Annotated in this window: 18 protein-coding genes and 1 tRNA gene; 5 read left to right on the plus strand and 14 right to left on the minus strand. The window is 38.6% G+C overall.

Annotated elements, in window-relative coordinates; all coding sequences use genetic code 11:
• Nucleotides 1-41: 41 nt before the first annotated feature.
• From H3Z82_RS11935 to H3Z82_RS11955, 5 genes are all read left to right on the plus strand, one after another.
• Nucleotides 42-326: a GNAT family N-acetyltransferase gene (locus H3Z82_RS11935; RefSeq protein ID WP_182205746.1), complete on the plus strand. Its 285-nt coding sequence runs from the start codon at nucleotides 42-44 to the stop codon at nucleotides 324-326.
• A gap of 300 nt (nucleotides 327-626) precedes the next feature.
• On the plus strand, nucleotides 627-833 hold the full coding sequence (locus H3Z82_RS11940; protein WP_182205747.1) for a (4Fe-4S)-binding protein: 207 nt from the start codon (nucleotides 627-629) through the stop codon (nucleotides 831-833).
• A gap of 618 nt (nucleotides 834-1,451) precedes the next feature.
• Complete coding sequence (locus tag H3Z82_RS11945; protein ID WP_182205748.1) at nucleotides 1,452-1,736, plus strand: rhodanese-like domain-containing protein; 285 nt, start codon at nucleotides 1,452-1,454, stop codon at nucleotides 1,734-1,736.
• 1 nt (nucleotide 1,737) lies between these two features.
• Nucleotides 1,738-2,052, plus strand: a complete 315-nt coding sequence (locus H3Z82_RS11950) for a rhodanese-like domain-containing protein (protein WP_182205749.1) — start codon at nucleotides 1,738-1,740, stop codon at nucleotides 2,050-2,052.
• A gap of 7 nt (nucleotides 2,053-2,059) precedes the next feature.
• Nucleotides 2,060-2,278 carry a hypothetical protein gene (locus tag H3Z82_RS11955; protein ID WP_182205750.1) on the plus strand — a complete coding sequence of 73 codons (219 nt, stop codon included), beginning with the start codon at nucleotides 2,060-2,062 and terminating at the stop codon, nucleotides 2,276-2,278.
• Nucleotides 2,279-3,061: 783 nt separating this feature from the next.
• On the opposite strand, the gene H3Z82_RS11960 is transcribed toward H3Z82_RS11955, so the two are convergent.
• The 14 genes from H3Z82_RS11960 to H3Z82_RS12025 form a co-directional block, all read right to left on the minus strand.
• Nucleotides 3,062-3,135: transfer RNA gene (locus H3Z82_RS11960), tRNA-Arg, on the minus strand.
• Between the two features lie 349 nt (nucleotides 3,136-3,484).
• Nucleotides 3,485-3,592 carry a GIY-YIG nuclease family protein gene (locus H3Z82_RS19835; RefSeq protein ID WP_394368111.1) on the minus strand — a complete coding sequence of 36 codons (108 nt, stop codon included), beginning with the start codon at nucleotides 3,590-3,592 and terminating at the stop codon, nucleotides 3,485-3,487.
• Between the two features lie 142 nt (nucleotides 3,593-3,734).
• Nucleotides 3,735-4,184 carry a GatB/YqeY domain-containing protein gene (locus H3Z82_RS11970; RefSeq protein WP_182205751.1) on the minus strand — a complete coding sequence of 150 codons (450 nt, stop codon included), beginning with the start codon at nucleotides 4,182-4,184 and terminating at the stop codon, nucleotides 3,735-3,737.
• Nucleotides 4,185-4,728: 544 nt separating this feature from the next.
• A complete protein-coding gene (ftsZ, locus tag H3Z82_RS11975) occupies nucleotides 4,729-6,624 on the minus strand; it encodes a cell division protein FtsZ (protein ID WP_182205752.1) in 1,896 nt (631 codons plus the stop codon).
• Nucleotides 6,625-6,702: 78 nt separating this feature from the next.
• Nucleotides 6,703-8,031 carry a cell division protein FtsA gene (ftsA, locus tag H3Z82_RS11980; RefSeq protein WP_182205753.1) on the minus strand — a complete coding sequence of 443 codons (1,329 nt, stop codon included), beginning with the start codon at nucleotides 8,029-8,031 and terminating at the stop codon, nucleotides 6,703-6,705.
• Nucleotides 8,032-8,034: 3 nt separating this feature from the next.
• On the minus strand, nucleotides 8,035-8,754 hold the full coding sequence (locus H3Z82_RS11985) for a cell division protein FtsQ/DivIB (protein ID WP_182205754.1): 720 nt from the start codon (nucleotides 8,752-8,754) through the stop codon (nucleotides 8,035-8,037).
• Nucleotides 8,738-10,096: a UDP-N-acetylmuramate--L-alanine ligase gene (gene murC / locus H3Z82_RS11990; protein ID WP_182205755.1), complete on the minus strand. Its 1,359-nt coding sequence runs from the start codon at nucleotides 10,094-10,096 to the stop codon at nucleotides 8,738-8,740. The genes H3Z82_RS11985 and murC overlap by 17 nt, the downstream gene beginning before the upstream one ends.
• 66 nt (nucleotides 10,097-10,162) lie before the next feature.
• Nucleotides 10,163-11,269, minus strand: coding sequence for an undecaprenyldiphospho-muramoylpentapeptide beta-N-acetylglucosaminyltransferase (murG, locus tag H3Z82_RS11995; RefSeq protein ID WP_182205756.1), 1,107 nt, complete (start codon nucleotides 11,267-11,269; stop codon nucleotides 10,163-10,165).
• Nucleotides 11,270-11,356: 87 nt separating this feature from the next.
• The gene (locus H3Z82_RS12000; RefSeq protein WP_182205757.1) at nucleotides 11,357-12,550 is read right to left on the minus strand and encodes an FtsW/RodA/SpoVE family cell cycle protein; all 1,194 of its coding nucleotides are present in this window, start codon (nucleotides 12,548-12,550) and stop codon (nucleotides 11,357-11,359) included.
• A 42-nt stretch (nucleotides 12,551-12,592) separates the two neighbouring features.
• Nucleotides 12,593-13,951, minus strand: coding sequence for a UDP-N-acetylmuramoyl-L-alanine--D-glutamate ligase (gene murD / locus H3Z82_RS12005; RefSeq protein WP_182205758.1), 1,359 nt, complete (start codon nucleotides 13,949-13,951; stop codon nucleotides 12,593-12,595).
• Between the two features lie 188 nt (nucleotides 13,952-14,139).
• Nucleotides 14,140-15,381, minus strand: a complete 1,242-nt coding sequence (gene mraY, locus H3Z82_RS12010) for a phospho-N-acetylmuramoyl-pentapeptide-transferase (RefSeq protein WP_182205759.1) — start codon at nucleotides 15,379-15,381, stop codon at nucleotides 14,140-14,142.
• 127 nt (nucleotides 15,382-15,508) lie between these two features.
• Nucleotides 15,509-16,972, minus strand: coding sequence for a UDP-N-acetylmuramoyl-L-alanyl-D-glutamate--2,6-diaminopimelate ligase (locus tag H3Z82_RS12015; RefSeq protein ID WP_182205760.1), 1,464 nt, complete (start codon nucleotides 16,970-16,972; stop codon nucleotides 15,509-15,511).
• The gene (locus tag H3Z82_RS12020; protein ID WP_182205854.1) at nucleotides 16,972-18,918 is read right to left on the minus strand and encodes a penicillin-binding protein; all 1,947 of its coding nucleotides are present in this window, start codon (nucleotides 18,916-18,918) and stop codon (nucleotides 16,972-16,974) included. Before H3Z82_RS12020 ends, H3Z82_RS12015 begins: the two co-directional genes overlap by 1 nt.
• 54 nt (nucleotides 18,919-18,972) lie before the next feature.
• Nucleotides 18,973-19,293 carry an FtsL-like putative cell division protein gene (locus H3Z82_RS12025; RefSeq protein ID WP_182205761.1) on the minus strand — a complete coding sequence of 107 codons (321 nt, stop codon included), beginning with the start codon at nucleotides 19,291-19,293 and terminating at the stop codon, nucleotides 18,973-18,975.
• Nucleotides 19,294-19,352 lie beyond the last annotated feature (59 nt).

Genomic DNA, 19,352 nt, shown 5'->3' on the forward strand with positions numbered 1-19,352 from the left:
ATTGGCTGATTAGTTATTACAAACTTTAACGACATCAATTTATGACAAGAATAGAACGAGAAGACAACGGTAAAAAGGGACGATTTGTTATTTATGACCAGGATGAAGAAGCTGGCGAAATGACCTTTACGTGGGCCGGTACGGATAAATTTATTATTGACCACACTGGCGTAGAAGATAAGTTTAATGGCAAAGGATTCGCAAAACAACTGGTTATGGCGGGCGTGGATTATGCACGTGAAAATAATATAAAAATTATTCCACTCTGCCCCTATGCAAAAAGCAGATTTGATAGAGATAAAAGCATCGGCGATGTGTTGGCATAAGCTGCCAAATCGGTGTTAGATGAACAACAAGTTAGTATCGTGTTTTACTTTACTGTACAAGACGCGAGAGTATTAAACTCAGGGTTGTTGGTTACTATGTAAAAAGTAATTCAAATGTCGTTTAAAAAAAGCATTTAAACACGATTAGAACGCAGCCAAAAGCCGATTTATGCAATTAATTTAAAGTCTGAAATTGATGCAGCACTATTCATTTTCAACAACTACCTGACACTATATTCATAGAGCCTTCTCATACCGGTTGGGCCATCCAGAGCATAAAAAAACTACAACACTTAAATTATGGAAACAAAAGAATATTCAAACGGAGAAATCACTATTTTATGGAAAGCCGATAAATGCATCCATTCGGGCATTTGTGTAAAAACATTACCAAAAGTTTACAATCCAAAAGAAAGACCCTGGATAAAACCCGAAAATGCTACAACGGCGGAACTAATCGATCAGGTCTCAAAATGCCCTTCGGGAGCACTGAGTATTAAATCCTAGTTCAACAACGCATTTTGCTAAGACATTCAACTATAGATCCCTAATTGAAATCATAGTAGAATTTAAGGAATACCTTTAAGTTTGCTGATTACATAACTCCTAAATACATTTGGATGGGTTATGTGCTCTAAACGATGATCTGGTTTCTGAAAGTTAAAGTTTTGGGTCGGATTCGCTCCATAGATATGTGTAAACAGAATTGACGGCGTCAGCCTCATTTCTATACTTCATTCCATTCGATTCTAAACATTCCATTGAGCTACGGAGGTACGTTTTATGACGTCCTTTGCGTAGCAATTTGTGCCCCCTTGCGATTAAGGTTTCTTATCTGGACTCTAAAATTAAATGATATTGGGATATGGATGTCATATAAGATCTTATTTTCCAAAAAGTCATAAGTCCTTTTGACTCTATTCTTAAATGATTGATTCGTTTTAATGATCCTTTTATGTATCCGTCTTTGCTAAAGTTCTCTTATGTAACCAAAGTAACTGTTGGTTGAGTAGTTTTGATTTAACTTTGCAGACATACATCATAAGGCTATAGGGTCTGGTTTCAAGCAAGAAGATCAGAGCCTAATACCTACGGATTGGAAAAAATTTTTTAAAACATACACTTATGAATAGAGAACAAACAATTAAATATAGCGAAGGCACCATTGTTGATGTGCGCACGCCCATGGAATTTATGGGAGGGAGTGTTTCTGGAGCCGTGAATATTCCTCTCAATGAAATACCAAATAGAATAGAAGATCTCAAAGAAATGAAAACCCCTTTGATTTTATGCTGTGCAACAGGAAATAGAAGTGGCCAAGCAGAAAGTTTTTTAAGTCGACAGGGGGTGAACTGTTTCAATGGCGGCTCTTGGTTAGAAGTAAATCATTTAACCTCACAAAAATCATAATATGATTGCAAAACTTAAGGCGTTTTTAGGAATACAACCAGCGCCAAATTACAGTCAGCTTCTAAAAGAAGGTGGCGTTATCGTAGATGTAAGAAGCGCAGCGGAATTTAAGGGTGGCCATATTAAAGGTTCTAAAAACATGCCTTTATCAACATTATCTGCAAATCTTAGTAAACTTAAAGACAAAAATAAACCAATAATCACCTGTTGTGCTTCTGGGATGCGAAGTGCTTCGGCAAAAAACTTGTTAAAATCAAAAGGTTTCACTCAGGTTTATAATGGTGGCGGCTGGTCTTCACTTAACAATAAAATTTAATTATAATATGCTAAACAGGATTTTTACCAGATGGACCTGGATACGGGCAGCTTATTTTCTAATAGGGTCTTGGGTCATTGTCCAAAGCGCCATGGAAGGCGAGTGGATTGGAATTGCACTTGGTACTTGGCCTGCAGTTATGGGACTTTTCGGATTGGCCTGCGCTGGAGGAAATTGTAGCAATGGACGTTGTGAGGTAAAGACTGGTGTAAATCATAAACAGTAAAAAAACACCACTTACCTTCCACTAAACTTGGTTTGTTTATATTAAGACCCGAATAAGTTAATACTGGTTTTTTGTTTTGAACATCAACTCTACAGTGAATGGGGAAATGTTTTAAAATACGAATAACTGTGGTCCTTTAATGAAATAAGCTTCTTAAGTACGAGCCAAATCATCTACATCAATACATTTAGATTATTAATATATAAAAGAGACCTGAGGTCTCTTTTATATATTAATAAAGTCTCTTATTACCCACCAATTTTATTCAGATTACATCAACCTACAGAGGGCTAAAACCCAAGAAAACCTACGGCTTACTTAGTTTTGGCATCATCTGTAGATGGTAAAAGTGACCGCAGCGATATTGCATGTCCTCTGGAATACCTCTTCGGTTTTGGACTAAAAACAATAAATTGAAATTCGCCCACCTACCTTGAACAATCGGAATGATGATTTCTTATGCCTAGGTTTTTTAAAATTAATAAACGAAAAAATGCTCAAGAGTGCTTGGCTAATGGAATTGAATATCACTTAAAGCGCCTCCCGAGACTTCGGGATAAAGTAGTTAGAACTAATAAATGGCTCAAGCGAGCTTGGCATTAGGGATTAGAGATCCCAAAGCGCCTCCCGAGACTTCGGGATGAAAATAGTTCAAACGAAAAAACGCTCAAGCGAGCTTGGCTTAAGGGATTAGAGATCCCAAAGCGTTCCGCTTTGAAAATAGTTCAAACGAAAAAACGCTCAAGCGAGCTTGGCGTTTTTTCTTATTGAACTATTTATTCGTGACCACGAAGGGATTCAAACCCCCGACCGCTGGAGCCGAAATCCAGTGCTCTATTCAGCTGAGCTACGTGGCCAATAATCCCAGCTAAGGCAGGGATCTCTATTTAGGTTAGAGGAACCTTTATTATTTCAATAATCGTCTAACAATCATGATAATCAAGACGTTAACGTTACTCTATTTATAGGCTACATATATCCTGAATTTCATTTTCAGACCATATATTGAGAATGACTTCCGATACAAAAGTACAAAAGGTCTGATAAATATAGGACAATGATGAGTAATCCTTATTTAACAAAAACTTTCTCAAATATTCCCTACCACTTTTAAAATACTTTTCTCTTTTGATTGCATCAGTTTCGGAGATAAATGTCTCAAAATATATCAATATCCAAGGCATATATCCCTTTGTTGATTTCACCTTACCTTGAATTGTGGTCATTCAAACGATTTTCTAAATCGTGCGTATAACCTTTATAAAGCCTTCCATCAACCTCACTCTTTAATACATATGTAAAATACTCTTTCATTTTACGAAATCCAGTGCTCCCTGCCTGCCGGCAGGAAGGTATTCAGCTGAGCCCCGCCTGCCGGCGGGCAGGTACGTGGCCAATAATCCCAGCTAAGGCAGGGATCTCTATTTAGGTTAGAGGAACCTTTACTATAATCTATCTAGGCCAATTTAGCCCTTACTATCGTTGATATCGTTTTCCCATCAGCTTGTCCTGCCAATTGCTGATTGACAATTCCCATCACCTTACCCATGTCCTTCATGCCTTCCGCACCAGTTTTTTGAATGGTCTCAACAACTACTTTCTCAATCTCTGCTTCGCTTAACTGTGCCGGTAAAAACTGACTGATGATTTCTGCTTGTGCCAATTCTGGTTCTGCCAAATCATTTCTGTTTTGCTCAGTATAGATGGCTGCACTATCCTTACGCTGCTTCACCAACTTAGACAAGATCTTTATTTCTTGTTCTTCAGTTATTTCTTCCTTTGAGCCTGATTCTGTCTGCGCAAGTAGGATTTCGGCTTTAATAGCTCTTAATGCCGATAAAGCTTGTTGATCTTTACTCTTCATTGCCGACTTTAAAGCAGTCGTTAAATCTTCCTGCAAACTCATGGTTTATTTTTTTGATGCTGCGAAGATAATAAAAAGTAAGGAGTGTTGCATAAAGGAATCATAGGATAATTGTAAATTATTCCCACTAGTAGATTTTTAAACCCTGAAGCTCGCCTCGATCAAAAAAACAATTACTTATTCATATTTTATGGACTTGCCCTACCGTGTCAGCTGGACCGCGTCTAAGTTCTTGATTTTAAAGCTCTTTACTATGAACCATTTCGACCCATGGTTATGAGGTATCATATTAGAATTACTTTTTTTACTTCGTCGCAGACCGTCGGGTAAGAAAGCCAAAAAATCCCGATAATCCCGATAATAATCGAGAGGGGGTTATCTCAAAAGCTATCGGGGCAATCCTTCAATCATTAATGCAGCACTTCGCAACTTTTAAATTTGAGTTTCATTATTTTAAAAAATCTCCAATTTAATTCTGAGATTCCTGCTTCCCGGTCAGCCGACAGGCAGGCGCAGGAATCAGAAAACCCGAAAAGCAATCAAGCTTTCCGGGTTTTTTAAGTGTAACACAATATAAAATCTGCTATTAATCTACGTTATCATGTAAGAATGAATTATTACTTCGCAACTGGATTTCATCATTTTCATCATGGCCAACAGTCGTCCTCGAAGCCTTTACATCTGCAGAATACCTATTCTCATCCAGATGCACGCCTTGACGCTTATAAGCTGGTTCCTTTTCAATTTCATCAACCTTAGCAGAACTGAATTTATAATTGAAATCTTTCATTTTACGCCGTCTTTCATCAGCACGTTCTTTCAACATGTCAGAAATTGGACTGGTCATAGGATCAACCTCTTCTGGAGCAGGAGCATCTTTTTGAGCTGGAATAACTTTCTTCTCAAATACAATATCCTCCTCATCTTTAGGCTGCGGTTTTGCTTTCGATTTATTAATTGAAGACTCGTAAGTCATAAAATCATCTAGTGCATAACGTTTTTCACCGGTTTCGTCCGCTTGAGTTACAGAAATGATTTCGACGTGATCATTTACCTTCATGTTTTTTGTTTCGTTATCCAAGTCAAAAAGAATTCGGTTTTCCTTTTTAGGAGTTTCCTCTTTCTTCTTATTAAACAAAGGCAGATCAAATGTCAATGTTATCTGTTCGTCTTCTTCAAAAGTCTCTTTCGGCGCTTCTACTTTCGGCTCAACTGGAGTGATTACAAAATCGTCTTCTTCAACATTATCCAACACTTCATCATAAACAACATTGAGGTTTTTTATGAATTCAGTTGTTGGAATTAATCTATTTTCGACATCTTTTTTCTCTTCCTCTTCGACTAACTTATGAACCACTACTTTTTCCACTTCCTCTTCAAGAACGATGTCAGGCTTAATAATGGCCGGTTCGCGTTCTTTAACTTTCACATCATTGCTGTCGTCCTCCAATGCATGAATAACTTTTTTGGTTTCTGTATTCGAAATTTCATCCTGCTGTTCAATATCAAAACCCGTTGCAATAATGGTTACAGAAATGGATTCTTCCAATTTCTCATCTTCACCAACACCCATAATGATATTGGCTCCATGTCCAGCTTCATTTTGGATATGATCATTGATCTCTCCAATCTCATCAATTGTAATTTCCTGAACACCTGAAACGATGAGCAACAAGACGTTTTTGGCTCCGGTAATTTTATTATCATTTAATAAAGGCGAATCTAATGCCTTCATAATAGCATCTTGTGCACGTGTTTTACCTGATGCTGTTGCAGACCCCATAATGGCAGTTCCGCTATTGCTTAAAACGGTTTTAGCATCGCGTAAATCAATGTTTTGAGTATAATGATGGGTGATGACTTCTGCAATACCTCTTGAAGCAGTTGACAATACCTCATCTGCCTTGGAAAAACCTGCCTTAAAGCCCAAGTTTCCATAAACCTCACGCAATTTATTATTATTGATAACCACCAACGAGTCACAATGTGCTCTCAAGGTTTCAATACCTTTTTGTGCCTGTTCATTTCTTATTTTACCTTCAAACTGAAAAGGCATGGTCACAATGCCTACGGTAAGTATTTCCAATTCCTTGGACAATTTAGCAATAACCGGTGCTGCTCCTGTACCTGTTCCGCCACCCATTCCAGCCGTGATAAACACCATCTTTGTGTTGGTGTCCAACATGCGACGAATATCTTCTAAGCTCTCAATTGCTGCTTGCTCTCCTACTTCCGGATTTGCGCCTGCGCCGAGACCCTCGGTTAAATTAACACCTAACTGAATTTTATTTGGAACACCGCTGTTGTGCAGTGCTTGAGAATCTGTGTTGCAGATAACAAAATCTACACCTTTGATTCCTTGGGTGAACATGTGGTTAATGGCATTACCGCCGCCGCCGCCAACCCCAATCACTTTAATGACGTTGGATTGGTTTTTTGGCAAATCGAATGCGATATTTCCAAATTCATTTTTATTGCTCATAATGTTTTGGGTTTTTTCTGGATTCTTAATTAATATTTTACTTTACTTCGTGTTCTTACGGACAGTTGCGACCTGCCCCTACTCGGCGTTATCTAAAAAATCTTTGACACGCTCTGTCAATTTATCTAAAAATGTTCGTCGTTCTTTTTTTGGTGGCTTGACCACTTCTTCTTCAACTTCAGGCGAAGCTTCATTCATGTCTTCAGCTGCTTCTTCTGCTTCAGCCTTTTCTATACGCTTGCGCTCCTGACGTTTCAATCCGTCCATGACCAGACCAACTGCCGTAGCATATAGAGGGCTTGCTATATCTTCATCACTATCGCCTGCCAAATGCTCATTAGGGAAACCTATTCTGGTGTCCATACCTGTGATATATTCCACTAATTGCTTTAAGTGTTTTAGCTGTGCGCCGCCACCGGTTAAAACAATACCTGCAATAAGCTTTTTCTTTTGCTCTTCGTGTCCGTAATTTTTAATTTCAACATAAACCTGCTCAACAATCTCCACAACGCGTGCGTGAATTATTTTGGACAGATTTTTTAAGGTGATCTCCTTTGGCTCTCTACCTCTTAAACCAGGAATAGATACAATCTCGTTGTCCTTATTTTCACCTGGCCATGCGGAACCAAATTTTATTTTTAATAATTCGGCCTGTTTTTCTATAATGGAACAGCCTTCCTTGATATCCTCAGTAATGACATTGCCTCCGAATGGAATGACCGCAGTATGACGAATGATGCCGTCTTTAAAAACAGCTAAATCGGTTGTACCGCCGCCAATATCAATCAAAGCAACACCAGCTTCCTTTTCTTCCTGACTCAACACCGCATTTGCCGATGCCAAAGGTTCCAAGGTTATGCCTTCCAACTCCAGGCCTGAGCTCTTTACACAACGTCCAATGTTTCTAATGGATGACACCTGCCCAACAACAACGTGGAAATTGGCTTCCAAGCGCCCGCCGTACATCCCGATAGGCTCTTTGATCTCCGCCTGTCCGTCAATCTTATATTCCTGAGGTAATACGTGAATGATTTCTTCACCAGGAAGCATCACCAATTTATGAACCTGATTGATCAATCGGTCAATATCCTCATCATCAATCACTAATTCAGAATTGGACCGTGTGATATAATCACTGTGTTGCAAACTTCGGATGTGCTGGCCCGCAATGCCCACAGTGACCTCTTCAATTTTAACGCCGCTCTCGGCTTCAGCTTCTTGAACAGCTTGTTGAATAGATTGAATGGTCTGCGTGATATTATTAACTACGCCCCGATGCACACCTAAACTTTTGGCTCTTCCAATTCCTAAAATTTCGGCCTTGCCATACTCATTTTTACGACCGATCATAGCGACGATCTTCGTCGTACCTACATCCAATCCTACTGAAATTTTATTATTTTCCATCTTTTACTTTTTGGTGCCTATAACCTGTTTATCAAATTTAAGATTAACGGCACTGTAATTATTTAGAGTACCATCTTTCATTGCTTTTTGATAGAAAGCCTTAAGATTATTTATCTTTTTATCCAGTTGATCCAAAGATCCTAACTGTATCCTAAAATCATTCAATCTAAATTTTAGATCAATATTTCCATTTTCTTTCTGATGAATCTCCGTAACATGGTTCTTTAAAAACTCATCGCTTTGAACCTTTTTTGCAACAACATACACATTATACAGTTCATTTTTATTCACAAAACCAGTGACTAAGGGTACTCTTGACGAATAATTTGTTGATAAAGGCATATAAGAACCCTCATCATCAACATAATAAGACGCATTAGTACTGACTCTAGCTATAGGTTTCTTTTGTTCAATCTCAGCAGTCAATGTGCCATCAACATTGATGAACACTTGCGCGCGCTTGATCATGACGTTGGCGTTCAGGGCAGATTCCAAGTCGTTCAAAGCTATTGTTTCTTTAGGCTTATTGGAAACACTTTGTTGGTTTTGTATTAACAACTTACTAACAGCGTCATGCGTTATAAATAAATTTTCATCGCCCAAAAATTTAATATTTGGTCCACTCACTTTTCTAGCTGAATTCCGAATGGAGGAAAACGCAAAAAGAAAGATCACCAAAGAAAGCAACCCAATGAGTTTTATATAATTATAATTTATCTTCAAGTTCTAAAGCTTGTTTTATAAATTTTACTTGTTCTCCAATATCTCCTGCCCCAATAGTTAAAATTACGGGGGCATCTGAGGCTAATACTTCTGAAATCAACTCCGATTTCTCGACTAATTTTTTATGGTCATTCTCAATTTTTTCCAGTAACCATTCTGACGTGATTCCTTCCATTGGCAACTCTCTTGCTGGATATATATCCAATAATATAATTTGATCAAATTGAGCAAGGCTTTTCGCAAAATCGTCCGCAAAATCACGGGTTCGACTGTACAGATGTGGCTGAAAAACAGCCAACACCTTTTTCTCAGGATACATCTCCCTGACGGCCTGGTGTACCGCATCAACTTCTCCTGGATGATGGGCATAATCATCAATAAACACCAAATTATCAGTTTTAATTTGATACGTAAAACGTCGTTTGACCCCTTTATAAGATGCTAAAGCTTTGGCGAGCTGTTGGTGAGGGATGCCATATTCTACAGACATCGCCAAGGCCATTAGTGCATTCGAGAGATTATGTCTGCCAGGAAGGTCAAATCTAAAATCGCTCAACGTTCCGTTTGGTGTCTTTACATCAAATTCGTAACTGCCATTGATAATTTTTATATTTTGAGCGGAATAATCAGAATCATCTTCAATACCATAAGTTATACCGTCAATTGGCAAGCCATTCTTTACGAATAATTTACCATTTGGTTTTAGTTTTTTTGTAAACTCAATGAATGATTTTTCAAGCTCTTCTGGTTCACCATAAATATCTAAATGATCAGGTTCCATTGAGGTCAAACCAGCCATATCTGGTGATAAGGTCAGAAACGATCGATCAAATTCATCAGCCTCAACAACGGTCACGTCAGTCCCTTTTAAGATGAAATTTGAATTGTAATTCTCACTCACACCACCTAAAAATGCGGTAACAGGAACATTGCACTCATAAAGCAAATGCCCTAAAATACTGGTAGTTGTCGTTTTCCCATGGGTTCCAGCAACCGCCAGACAAAATGTATTTTTAGTGATCTCTCCAAGAACTACCGAACGCTTTAACACTTCGAAACCTTGATCTTTAAAATAGTTAAACTCCAGATGGCCTTTTGGAATTGCCGGGGTATACACAACTAAAGTATTGCTTGAATCTAAATATGCCTCAGGTATTTTATCAATGCCATCCTCAAAATGAATCGCCGCACCCAACTCTTCCAGAGCTCTTGTAATATCAGTTGGTGTACGATCATAACCAGCCACCGATTTACCTTCAGCGATGAAATATCGTGCAAGCGCGCTCATCCCGATGCCTCCGATGCCGACGAAATAGACGTTATTTATTATTTTTAAATCCAAGATTTGTTGTTGTTTGTTGTATAAGACAGATCTTAATACTTAATACTTTGTTCTTTATTCTTTATTCTAATTCTTTCTCAATAATTTCTCAACCTCATCTGCGATTTCTTTTGTCGCGTTTACTAAAGCTAATTTTTTAATGTTAGCACTTAATTGCTGTTGTTTTTCCGGAGATGTAACTAATTGTGCAAATCGGTTTTCAAAATCAACATCCAGATCCGATTCTTTAATCAATAGTGCCGCATCTTTATCTACCACTGCCAATGCGTTTTTTGTTTGATGATCTTCCGCTACATTAGGCGACGGAATGAAAATAACCGGTTTTCCAACCACACACAATTCTGATACAGAACTGGCCCCCGCTCTCGAGATAATAAAATCCGATGCCGCATAAGCCAAATCCATGGTATTTAAAAACGCATGGACCTGAACATTTTCACTGGCATCATATTTTTTATAGTCTTCATAATACAACTTTCCGCATTGCCAAATCACCTGAACATTCTGGGTTTGAAAAAACTCCAATGCGCTTTCTATTAATTCATTAATTCGGCGTGCACCAAGACTTCCTCCTAAAACCAGCAGCGTATGCTTACCTGACTTTTGTTTAAAGAAACGCTTGGCCTCAATAGTCTTTTCATGTATCTCCAATAAATCCTGACGAATAGGATTGCCAGTTTTGACCAATTTATCTTTTGGAAAGAAACGATCCAATCCATCGTAAGCAACACAAATTTTATCAACCTTTTTACCCAATAGCTTATTAGTAATGCCTGGAAACGAATTTTGCTCCTGAATCAAACTCGGAATGCCCTTAAAAGTGGCAATCTGCAATAGTGGTCCACTTGCAAAGCCACCCGTTCCTATGGCAACATCCGGCTTAAATGTTTTAATAATTTTTCGCGCCCGTAGCAAACTGACAAGCAATTTTGCTGGGAAGGCCATATTTTTTAAGGTCAACTTTCGTTCAATTCCCGAAATCCAAAGGCCCTCAATTTTGTAACCTGCCTGGGGCACTTTCTCCATTTCCATCCGGTCCAAAGCACCAACAAAAAGAAACTCCGCATCCGGAAATCGCAATTTCAACTCATTGGCAATAGCAATGGCAGGATAGATATGTCCACCTGTACCGCCTCCAGAGAGAATGATTTTATATGTTTCTTTGTTACTCACTTATTTTAAATTTCTAATTCCAACAGCTTAAATAAAATGCTGGATCATTATAATTAACATCCCTTTTTTTTGAACCTTTCAAGTTTGTCAAATAGCTTCACTTAACACTTCCAACGGATTATCCAATCCTTCTTCTTGTTCTTTTAACTCCTCACGTTTTGCACTGACGCTCAAAATAATGCCAATAGCCATACAGGTCATCCATATTGAGGTCCCTCCACTACTGATCAATGGCAAGGTTTGTCCTGTTACAGGGAACAATTCGACCGCCACCGCCATATTAATGAAGGCTTGAAATACAATAGGCAACCCGACGCCAAGCACTACCAATTTTCCAAAAACGGTATCAGATTTTTGTGCGATAATCACTATACGAAAGAGCAGCCAACAATACACCACCAAAACAACCAATCCTCCTATCAACCCATATTCCTCCACTATAATGGCAAAAATAAAATCGGATGACGATTGTGGTAAAAAGTTCTTTTGCTTACTTTTACCAGGCCCCAATCCTGTTATTTCACCCGTTGCAATGGCAATTTTTGCTTTTTCAATTTGATAATCAGCTTCTGTGTCTTCACCATTTGAAAAGTTTTCAATACGGCTCATCCAAGTATCGATACGATTTGGCATGACCTCTGGAAATGCCTTAGCGGTCAAAATGAACATTCCTAAAGTTAAAATCCCAGCCCCAACAATAACCAGCAGATATCGCCATGGATACCCACCAATAAAGGTCAGCATCATTACCATAGAAAATATAATGGCTGCGGTTGAGAAGTTAGCTGGGAGAATCAAGATCAATACTAAAAAAACTGGAAGCCATAAGGGTAAAATGGATTCTGTAAATGTAATATCACGATCTTGAATTTTCGATAAATACCGAGCCACGTAAACCATCAACACCACAGCAGCAAAAGTGGATGTCTGAAACGACATTCCTACAATAGGAATTTGGATCCATCGGCTTGCGTTTGCACCATCAATCGTGTTGCCCTGAAACATGGTCAACACCAATAAAATCAACACAAAAGGCATCATGACCATTGACAGCCCCCTGAAATAACGATACGGCACACGGTGGATACCATACATAATGGCAAACCCCAAAAACAGGTGCATAAAATGCTTTACAAAAAAAGAGAAGGTGCTTCCGGAACTGGCAGAATATGCCAAATTACTGGAAGAACTGTACACAGGCAGGAATGAGAATATTGCCAACAATGCGACAATAGCCCAAATCAACCGATCTCCTTTTATGTTTTTATATATTGCGTCCATGTTTATGCCGACACTTGTCTTATTAAAAAAATTAAGGTCTGTTTATAAATTTCTTACAGCATCTTTGAACTGGCGCCCTCTATCTTCATAATTTTCAAACAAATCAAAGCTTGCACATGCCGGAGACAGTAATACTGCATCGCCCGTTTCAGCTATTTTATATGCTATTTTAACCGCTTCAGTCATATATTGGGTCTCTACAATGGTATCGACCATTTTTCCGAAGGTCTTCAATAACTTCTCATTATCAACGCCCAGACAGATAATTGCCTTTACCTTTTCATTAATCAAAGGAAACAACTCCCTGTAATCATTACCCTTATCAACTCCTCCAACAATCCAAATTGTTGGCGCATCCATACTATCTAAAGCAAAATATGTAGAATTGACATTTGTTGCTTTCGAATCGTTGATATATCGGACCTTATTTATTTTTAACACTTCTTCCAAACGGTGTTCTACGCCTTGAAAATTTTCTAAGCTTTCGCGAATGGTCTGTTTTCTTATTTTCAATAAATGCGCTACAGTTGATGCAGCCATTTGGTTTTTTATATTATGCTTACCCTCTAATGCTAAATTTGTTGTTGACATAATTATCTGATTATTATCTATCGTTATTTTTATTTCTTCTTTGTCTAAATACGCGCCACCATGCTTACCGGCAGGTAGATTCTCAATAGTTTTTGTCAATGAGAATGGCAATAATGTGGATTGAACTTTATGTGATTTGAGCCATTCAGCAATCACCTCATCATCGGCATCATAAATCAAATAATCCTCCTTGGTTTGATTCATGATAATCCGAAATTTTGAAGCGATATAATTATCAAAATTATAATCATATCGGTCCAAATGATCTGGTGTGATGTTCAGCAACACAGCAATATGCGGTTTAAAATCGGCGATATCGTCCAATTGAAAACTGCTGATTTCCAGTACATAATTGGGATAGTCATGTTCCAAAATCTGCTGGGCAAAACTTTTACCGATATTTCCCGACAAGCCTACCTCCAACTCTTGTTTTAAAATGTGATGGGTCAAACTGGCTGTTGTCGTCTTGCCATTACTTCCCGTAATTCCCACAATAGTTGCATTGGTAAATTTTGATGCAAACTCAATTTCGGAAACCACTTGAATGCCTCGGTCTCTTATTTTCGTTACCAAAGCCACTTTATCTGGAATTCCTGGACTTTTCATCACGATGTCGGCATCAAGAATCTTAGACTCTGTATGCTGTTCATCTTCAAATTCAATCTCATTATGTATAAGAACTTCTTTGTACTTCTCTTTAATCTTTCCTTTATCTGAAAGGAACACGTCGTAACCTTTTGCCTTTCCCAAAAGCGCTGTTCCGACCCCGCTTTCTCCACCTCCTAAAATGACCAACCTCGTTTTTACCACGAATTCACGAATAACTATTGTTAAACTTCGATTTTAAAACACCCAAGGCTTGACAAGCTGAGAGCTTTAAAACATTACTGTTTACTATCTTTATTTATTACTCATTGTTCTTGACCTTCAAAATCATATTTTGAACCCTTAGACTAACCACGTTAACCTAAAGGCTTCCTGCCTTCGCAGGACTTGGGCTATCTGATTTTCAACGTCACTATCGAAACAATTGCAAGTAAAATTCCGACAATCCAAAAACGGGTGGCAATTTTACTTTCGTGATACCCCATTTTTTGATAGTGGTGATGCAATGGTGCCATCTTAAAAATGCGCCGCCCTTCGCCGTATTTCTTTTTGGTGTATTTAAACCAGCCCACTTGCATAACTACCGATAAGTTTTCCACTAAAAAAATACCGCACAATACTGGAATCAACCACTCCTTACGCACCGCAATAGCTATGACAGCAATAATTCCACCGATGGTCAAACTTCCTGTATCTCCCATAAACACTTGGGCCGGATACGTATTGTACCATAAAAAACCTATGAGCGCCCCTACAAATGCCGCGATATAAATGGTGATTTCCTCAACTCTTGGAATAAACATGATATTGAGATAATCTGAAAAAATGATATTTCCGGAAACCCAGGCAAAAATTCCAAGTGTGAGCACAATTATGGCCGATGTGCCAGCAGCTAAGCCGTCTATACCATCGGTTAAATTAGCGCCATTTGACACTGCTGTTATTATAAATATGGTTGCCAAGATGAATATAATCCAAGTGTACTTTTCCAAACTAGGACTGATCCATGTCACCAATCGGGCGTAATTAAATTCGTTCTCCTTGACAAATGGAATGGTTGTTTTTGTCGATTTTTCCTCTGCCTGAAATAACTTTGCTGCTTCCACATTAGGATTGGCCGCTAAGATTTCTTTTTGCTGTACTGTTGGTAGCTTCTCTCTGATAGTGACATCTTCATGAAAATAGAGCGTGGCCCCGACAATGATTCCCAAACCGACTTGTCCCAAGACTTTAAACCGTCCTTGTAAACCCTCTTTATCGTTTTTAAACTTTTTAATATAGTCATCCAAAAACCCTATTGCTCCCATCCAAAGCGTGGTAACGACCAACAGAATGATATAGATATTATCAATTTTTGCGAACAAAAGTACAGGAATCAAGGTTGCAATAATGATGATGACGCCACCCATTGTAGGTGTTCCCGCCTTTTCTACCTGACCGTCCAAGCCTAAATCCCTAATGGTTTCTCCTACTTGTTGTCTTCTTAAAAACTTAATAATACGCTTCCCATAGATCGTTGATATTAGCAACGACACGATAATTGTCATGGCCGCCCTAAACGTGATAAATCCGAAGAGGGAAGATCCGGGAAAATCAAAATGTTGTTTCAAATATTCAAAGAGGTAATAGAGCATCTTTTATTTGTTTCTTGTTTTTGGTTAAAAGTTTCTGATTTGCTGAAACTTTAGTTATTGGTTATTTTTTGTATTTAATATTTGTTTTAATTTTTCCAGCTTTACGCTTCATGCTTCATACTCCATTCTATTTTCCGAGCTGCTTCAACAATTCCTGAACTATTTTATAATCATCAAAATCAGTTTTGACCCCTTTGATCTCCTGATAGGTTTCATGTCCCTTTCCTGCAATGAGAATAATATCGTTGGGCTGTGCCATTTGACAAGCAGTTTTAATGGCTTGCTTTCTATCGGTAATGGCCAGCGTTTTCTTGAAATCCTGAGGTTCCACGCCCTTTTCTATATCTTCTATAATGGTTTCCGGGACTTCACTTCTTGGATTATCGCTTGTAAAAATCACTTTTGTACTTAAAGCTGAAGCAATATGCCCCATCTTAGGGCGCTTGGATTTATCCCTATCGCCTCCGCATCCCACCACTGTAATCAATTCTTCATTTTTAGCACGAATGCTGTTGATGGTATCCAACACATTTTGCAAAGCATCGGGCGTATGCGCATAATCAATTATGGCCGTTATTTTATCCTCAGAAATCAAGTATTGAAATCGTCCTGACACGCTTTCCAATTCGCTGATTAAACGCAAATTCTCTACTTTCTCAAGTCCTAGCACATCTGCGGCAGCGTAAATTGCTAAAATATTATAAGCATTAAAATTTCCGATTAAGCGGGTCCACACCTCATTGTCATTGATCTTCAGCAATAAGCCCGTAAATTGATTTTCTAATATATGTGCTTTATAATCGGCATAGGTTTTTAAAGCGTAAGCATATTTTTTGGCTTTTGTATTCTGCAACATGACCAAACCGTTCTTGTCGTCAATATTGACCAATGCAAATGCATCTTTGGATAAATTATCGAAAAACGATTTTTTCACATCCCTATATTCGGCAAAGCTGCTGTGGTAATCCAAATGGTCGTGCGACAGATTAGTGAAAATACCACCCTTAAAATGAAGCCCTTGTGTCCTATTCTGATGAATCCCATGAGAACTGACTTCCATAAAACAGAATTCAACTCCAGCAGTACTCATCATACTTAAATACCTATTAATAGTCAACGAATCCGGTGTGGTATGGGTTGCAGGAAACTCTTTGGTGTCTACCATTACTTTAACCGTGGACAATAACCCCACTTTAAAGCCTGCCTTTTTAAACAGTTGATATAATAGAGTGGCGATGGTAGTTTTACCATTCGTGCCCGTCACCCCTATTAATTTTAAATTGCCTGAGGGATTATCGTAAAAATTGGCAGCCATAAAAGCCAGGGCCGTACTTGCACTTTCAACTTCTATATAGCTAATGCCATTTTGCAAAGTCTCTGGCAAAGTCTCACAAACAACGGCAATTGCACCTTTTTCAATGGCCAAGTCAATGAAATTATGACCATCGGTAATACTTCCTTTAATGGCAACAAAAACATCATTTTTGGCTACGCTCCGAGAATCAAATGCAATGGCATTGACCTGCACACTCGTACTGCCAACAACGGCGTTGATGGTAACCTTATACAATATGTCTTTTAATTGTGCCATTATATATCTAAATAGACTTCTTGATTACGTTTAATTTTGACGCCTTTTTCAATGGATTGCTTCTTGACCACACCCACGCCTTCAATTCTAACTTTAAGACCCATATTTTCCAAGAGCGCCAAAGCATCCATTGTTGGCATTCCTGTGACATCTGGCATGATGGTTTTATAGGTTTGGGCAATGTCAAAGTAGTTTTCAAAATCTTTTTGGACTATTGTATTCTGGAAATTCAAAGTCTCCACCTCATCTGTAATGGGGGTATCCGTAAATATTTTTTGGGCAATCTTTTTAAATACAGGCCCTGACACATCTGCTCCATAATAACCCACACTTTTATCCGGCTCATGAATGACGACGATACAGGAGTATTTTGGATTATCCGCCGGAAAAAAACCGGCAAACGATGAGATATAGCTCAATTTATCCTTATTGGCATAATCCTTTTGACAGGTTCCAGTTTTTCCGGCCATAGAGAAATTAGGGGAATACAACTTGCTTCCCGTACCATGTTCAACAACGTTTTCCAATAGTTTTTTAACTTTGTCAACGGTTTCCTGAGAACAGATTTTAGGATTGATGACCTCTTTCTTGAATGGCACAATTGTTTTATCAAATTCGCGAACTTCACGTAAAAATTGTGGTTTCACCATTTCTCCATTATTGGCAATGGCATTGTAAAAAGTTAAGGTCTGTAAAGGTGTAAACGATACGCCATATCCATAAGCCATCCACTGCAAGGCAATCCCACTCCAGCGACCATTTTTAATTCTCGGGTCTGGAATGATTGGGTCTGGCTCTCCAATAATTGGCAGGTCCAAGTTATCGTTTAGGTTCATAGCGTATAAACGGTCAACAAATTTGCTAGGCTGGTCTTTATAAGCTTTATCAATTGCCGCCACGATTGCCGTATTTGAAGACACCTCAATGGCCTTTGCAAGCGTGATCTCTCCGTAGCCCCCGTGCTTAGAATCGCGTACTTTTTTACCATAGAAACTCAACACCCCTTTTTTGGTATCAACAACATCACTGGTATCAATAACCTTGTCCTCTAAAGCTGCGGTTATGGCCATTACCTTAAAGGTGGAGCCCGGCTCACTACTTTCGCCCACGGCATAATTTAAACGCTCATAATAATGCCCATTGGAATTTCTGCCCAAATTGGAAATGGCTTTAATTTCACCCGTTTTGGTCTCCATGACAATCACAGAACCATGATCAGCCTTATATTTTTCAAGTTGCTCTAACAAGGCATGGTGCGCAATGTCCTGAATATTGACATCTATGGTCGTATAGACGTCATAACCATCTCTTGGCTCTATTTCATTATAATCGGTAATTGGCTTCCATTGTCCTTTCCCAATTTTTTGTTTCATACGATGACCATCCTTACCTCTCAAATACATTTCACCAAAAGCACCATCAATACCTGCTCTTACATAATGACCATCTTTATCAATACGCTCATACCCAATAGAGCGTTGCGCAATACCTCCCATAGGATGTTCACGCTTGGTTGTTTGCTCCACAATGAGCCCTCCTTTAAAGGCGCCAAGATTTAACAATGGGAAATTTCGAAGCCTTGCATAATCCGTATAACTGATATTTCTTGCCAGAAGAAAATACCTGTTTTTATTAGCCCTTGCCTTTCGCAGCTCCTTTTCATAATACGCCGATGATTTGCCCGAGTATTTTGATAATGAATCGCTCAAGGGTTTTAAAAATTTCTCAAACGTTTTATTGGTGGGTGTCAAGGCATCAAAACGAATGTCATATTTTGGAATGGACGTGGCCAACAAGCTTCCATCAGATGCGTATACATTACCTCGATTGGCAGGAATGGTAACATTCTTAACCGTGCGCTTCTCGGCCAGGTCGCGGTATTTATCGCCATCCACCATCTGAATGGTAAACAACTTAAACACCACAGCCAATGCAAAGACAAACATAATGCTTGCTACAAAGTACAATCGGTTCAATATGTGTTTTTCAGTGACTGCCACTTAATCCTTTTCTGATTTAACTTTTATTTTCTTTGGCGGGTTTGGAGAAGGCGAAATACCTTTTTCTGCCATTTTCTGTACAATTCCAGATTCCATTTTAAGACGCATCAATTTTGATCTGCCATCTACAAATGCTGAGCGCCACTCTTTGACCTCATTATTCAATCGCGCTATATCATGAACTTTTTTATCTGCACTGTGCGAACTTGCAATCATCACAAACGCCAATACAGAAATAAAAATGATGATTCTCCAATTTTTGAAGGAATCATCGCTGACCAAAAACTTACCTCTTAATATGTGATAGATGTTGTTTTTCATCTCAGTTTCTGCGACTCCCGATAGCTATCGAGAAGGACGCTACCTTTTAATTAGATTAT

The sequence above is a fragment of the Gelidibacter maritimus genome, from assembly GCF_014062315.1.
GTDB lineage: Bacteria > Bacteroidota > Bacteroidia > Flavobacteriales > Flavobacteriaceae > Gelidibacter > Gelidibacter maritimus.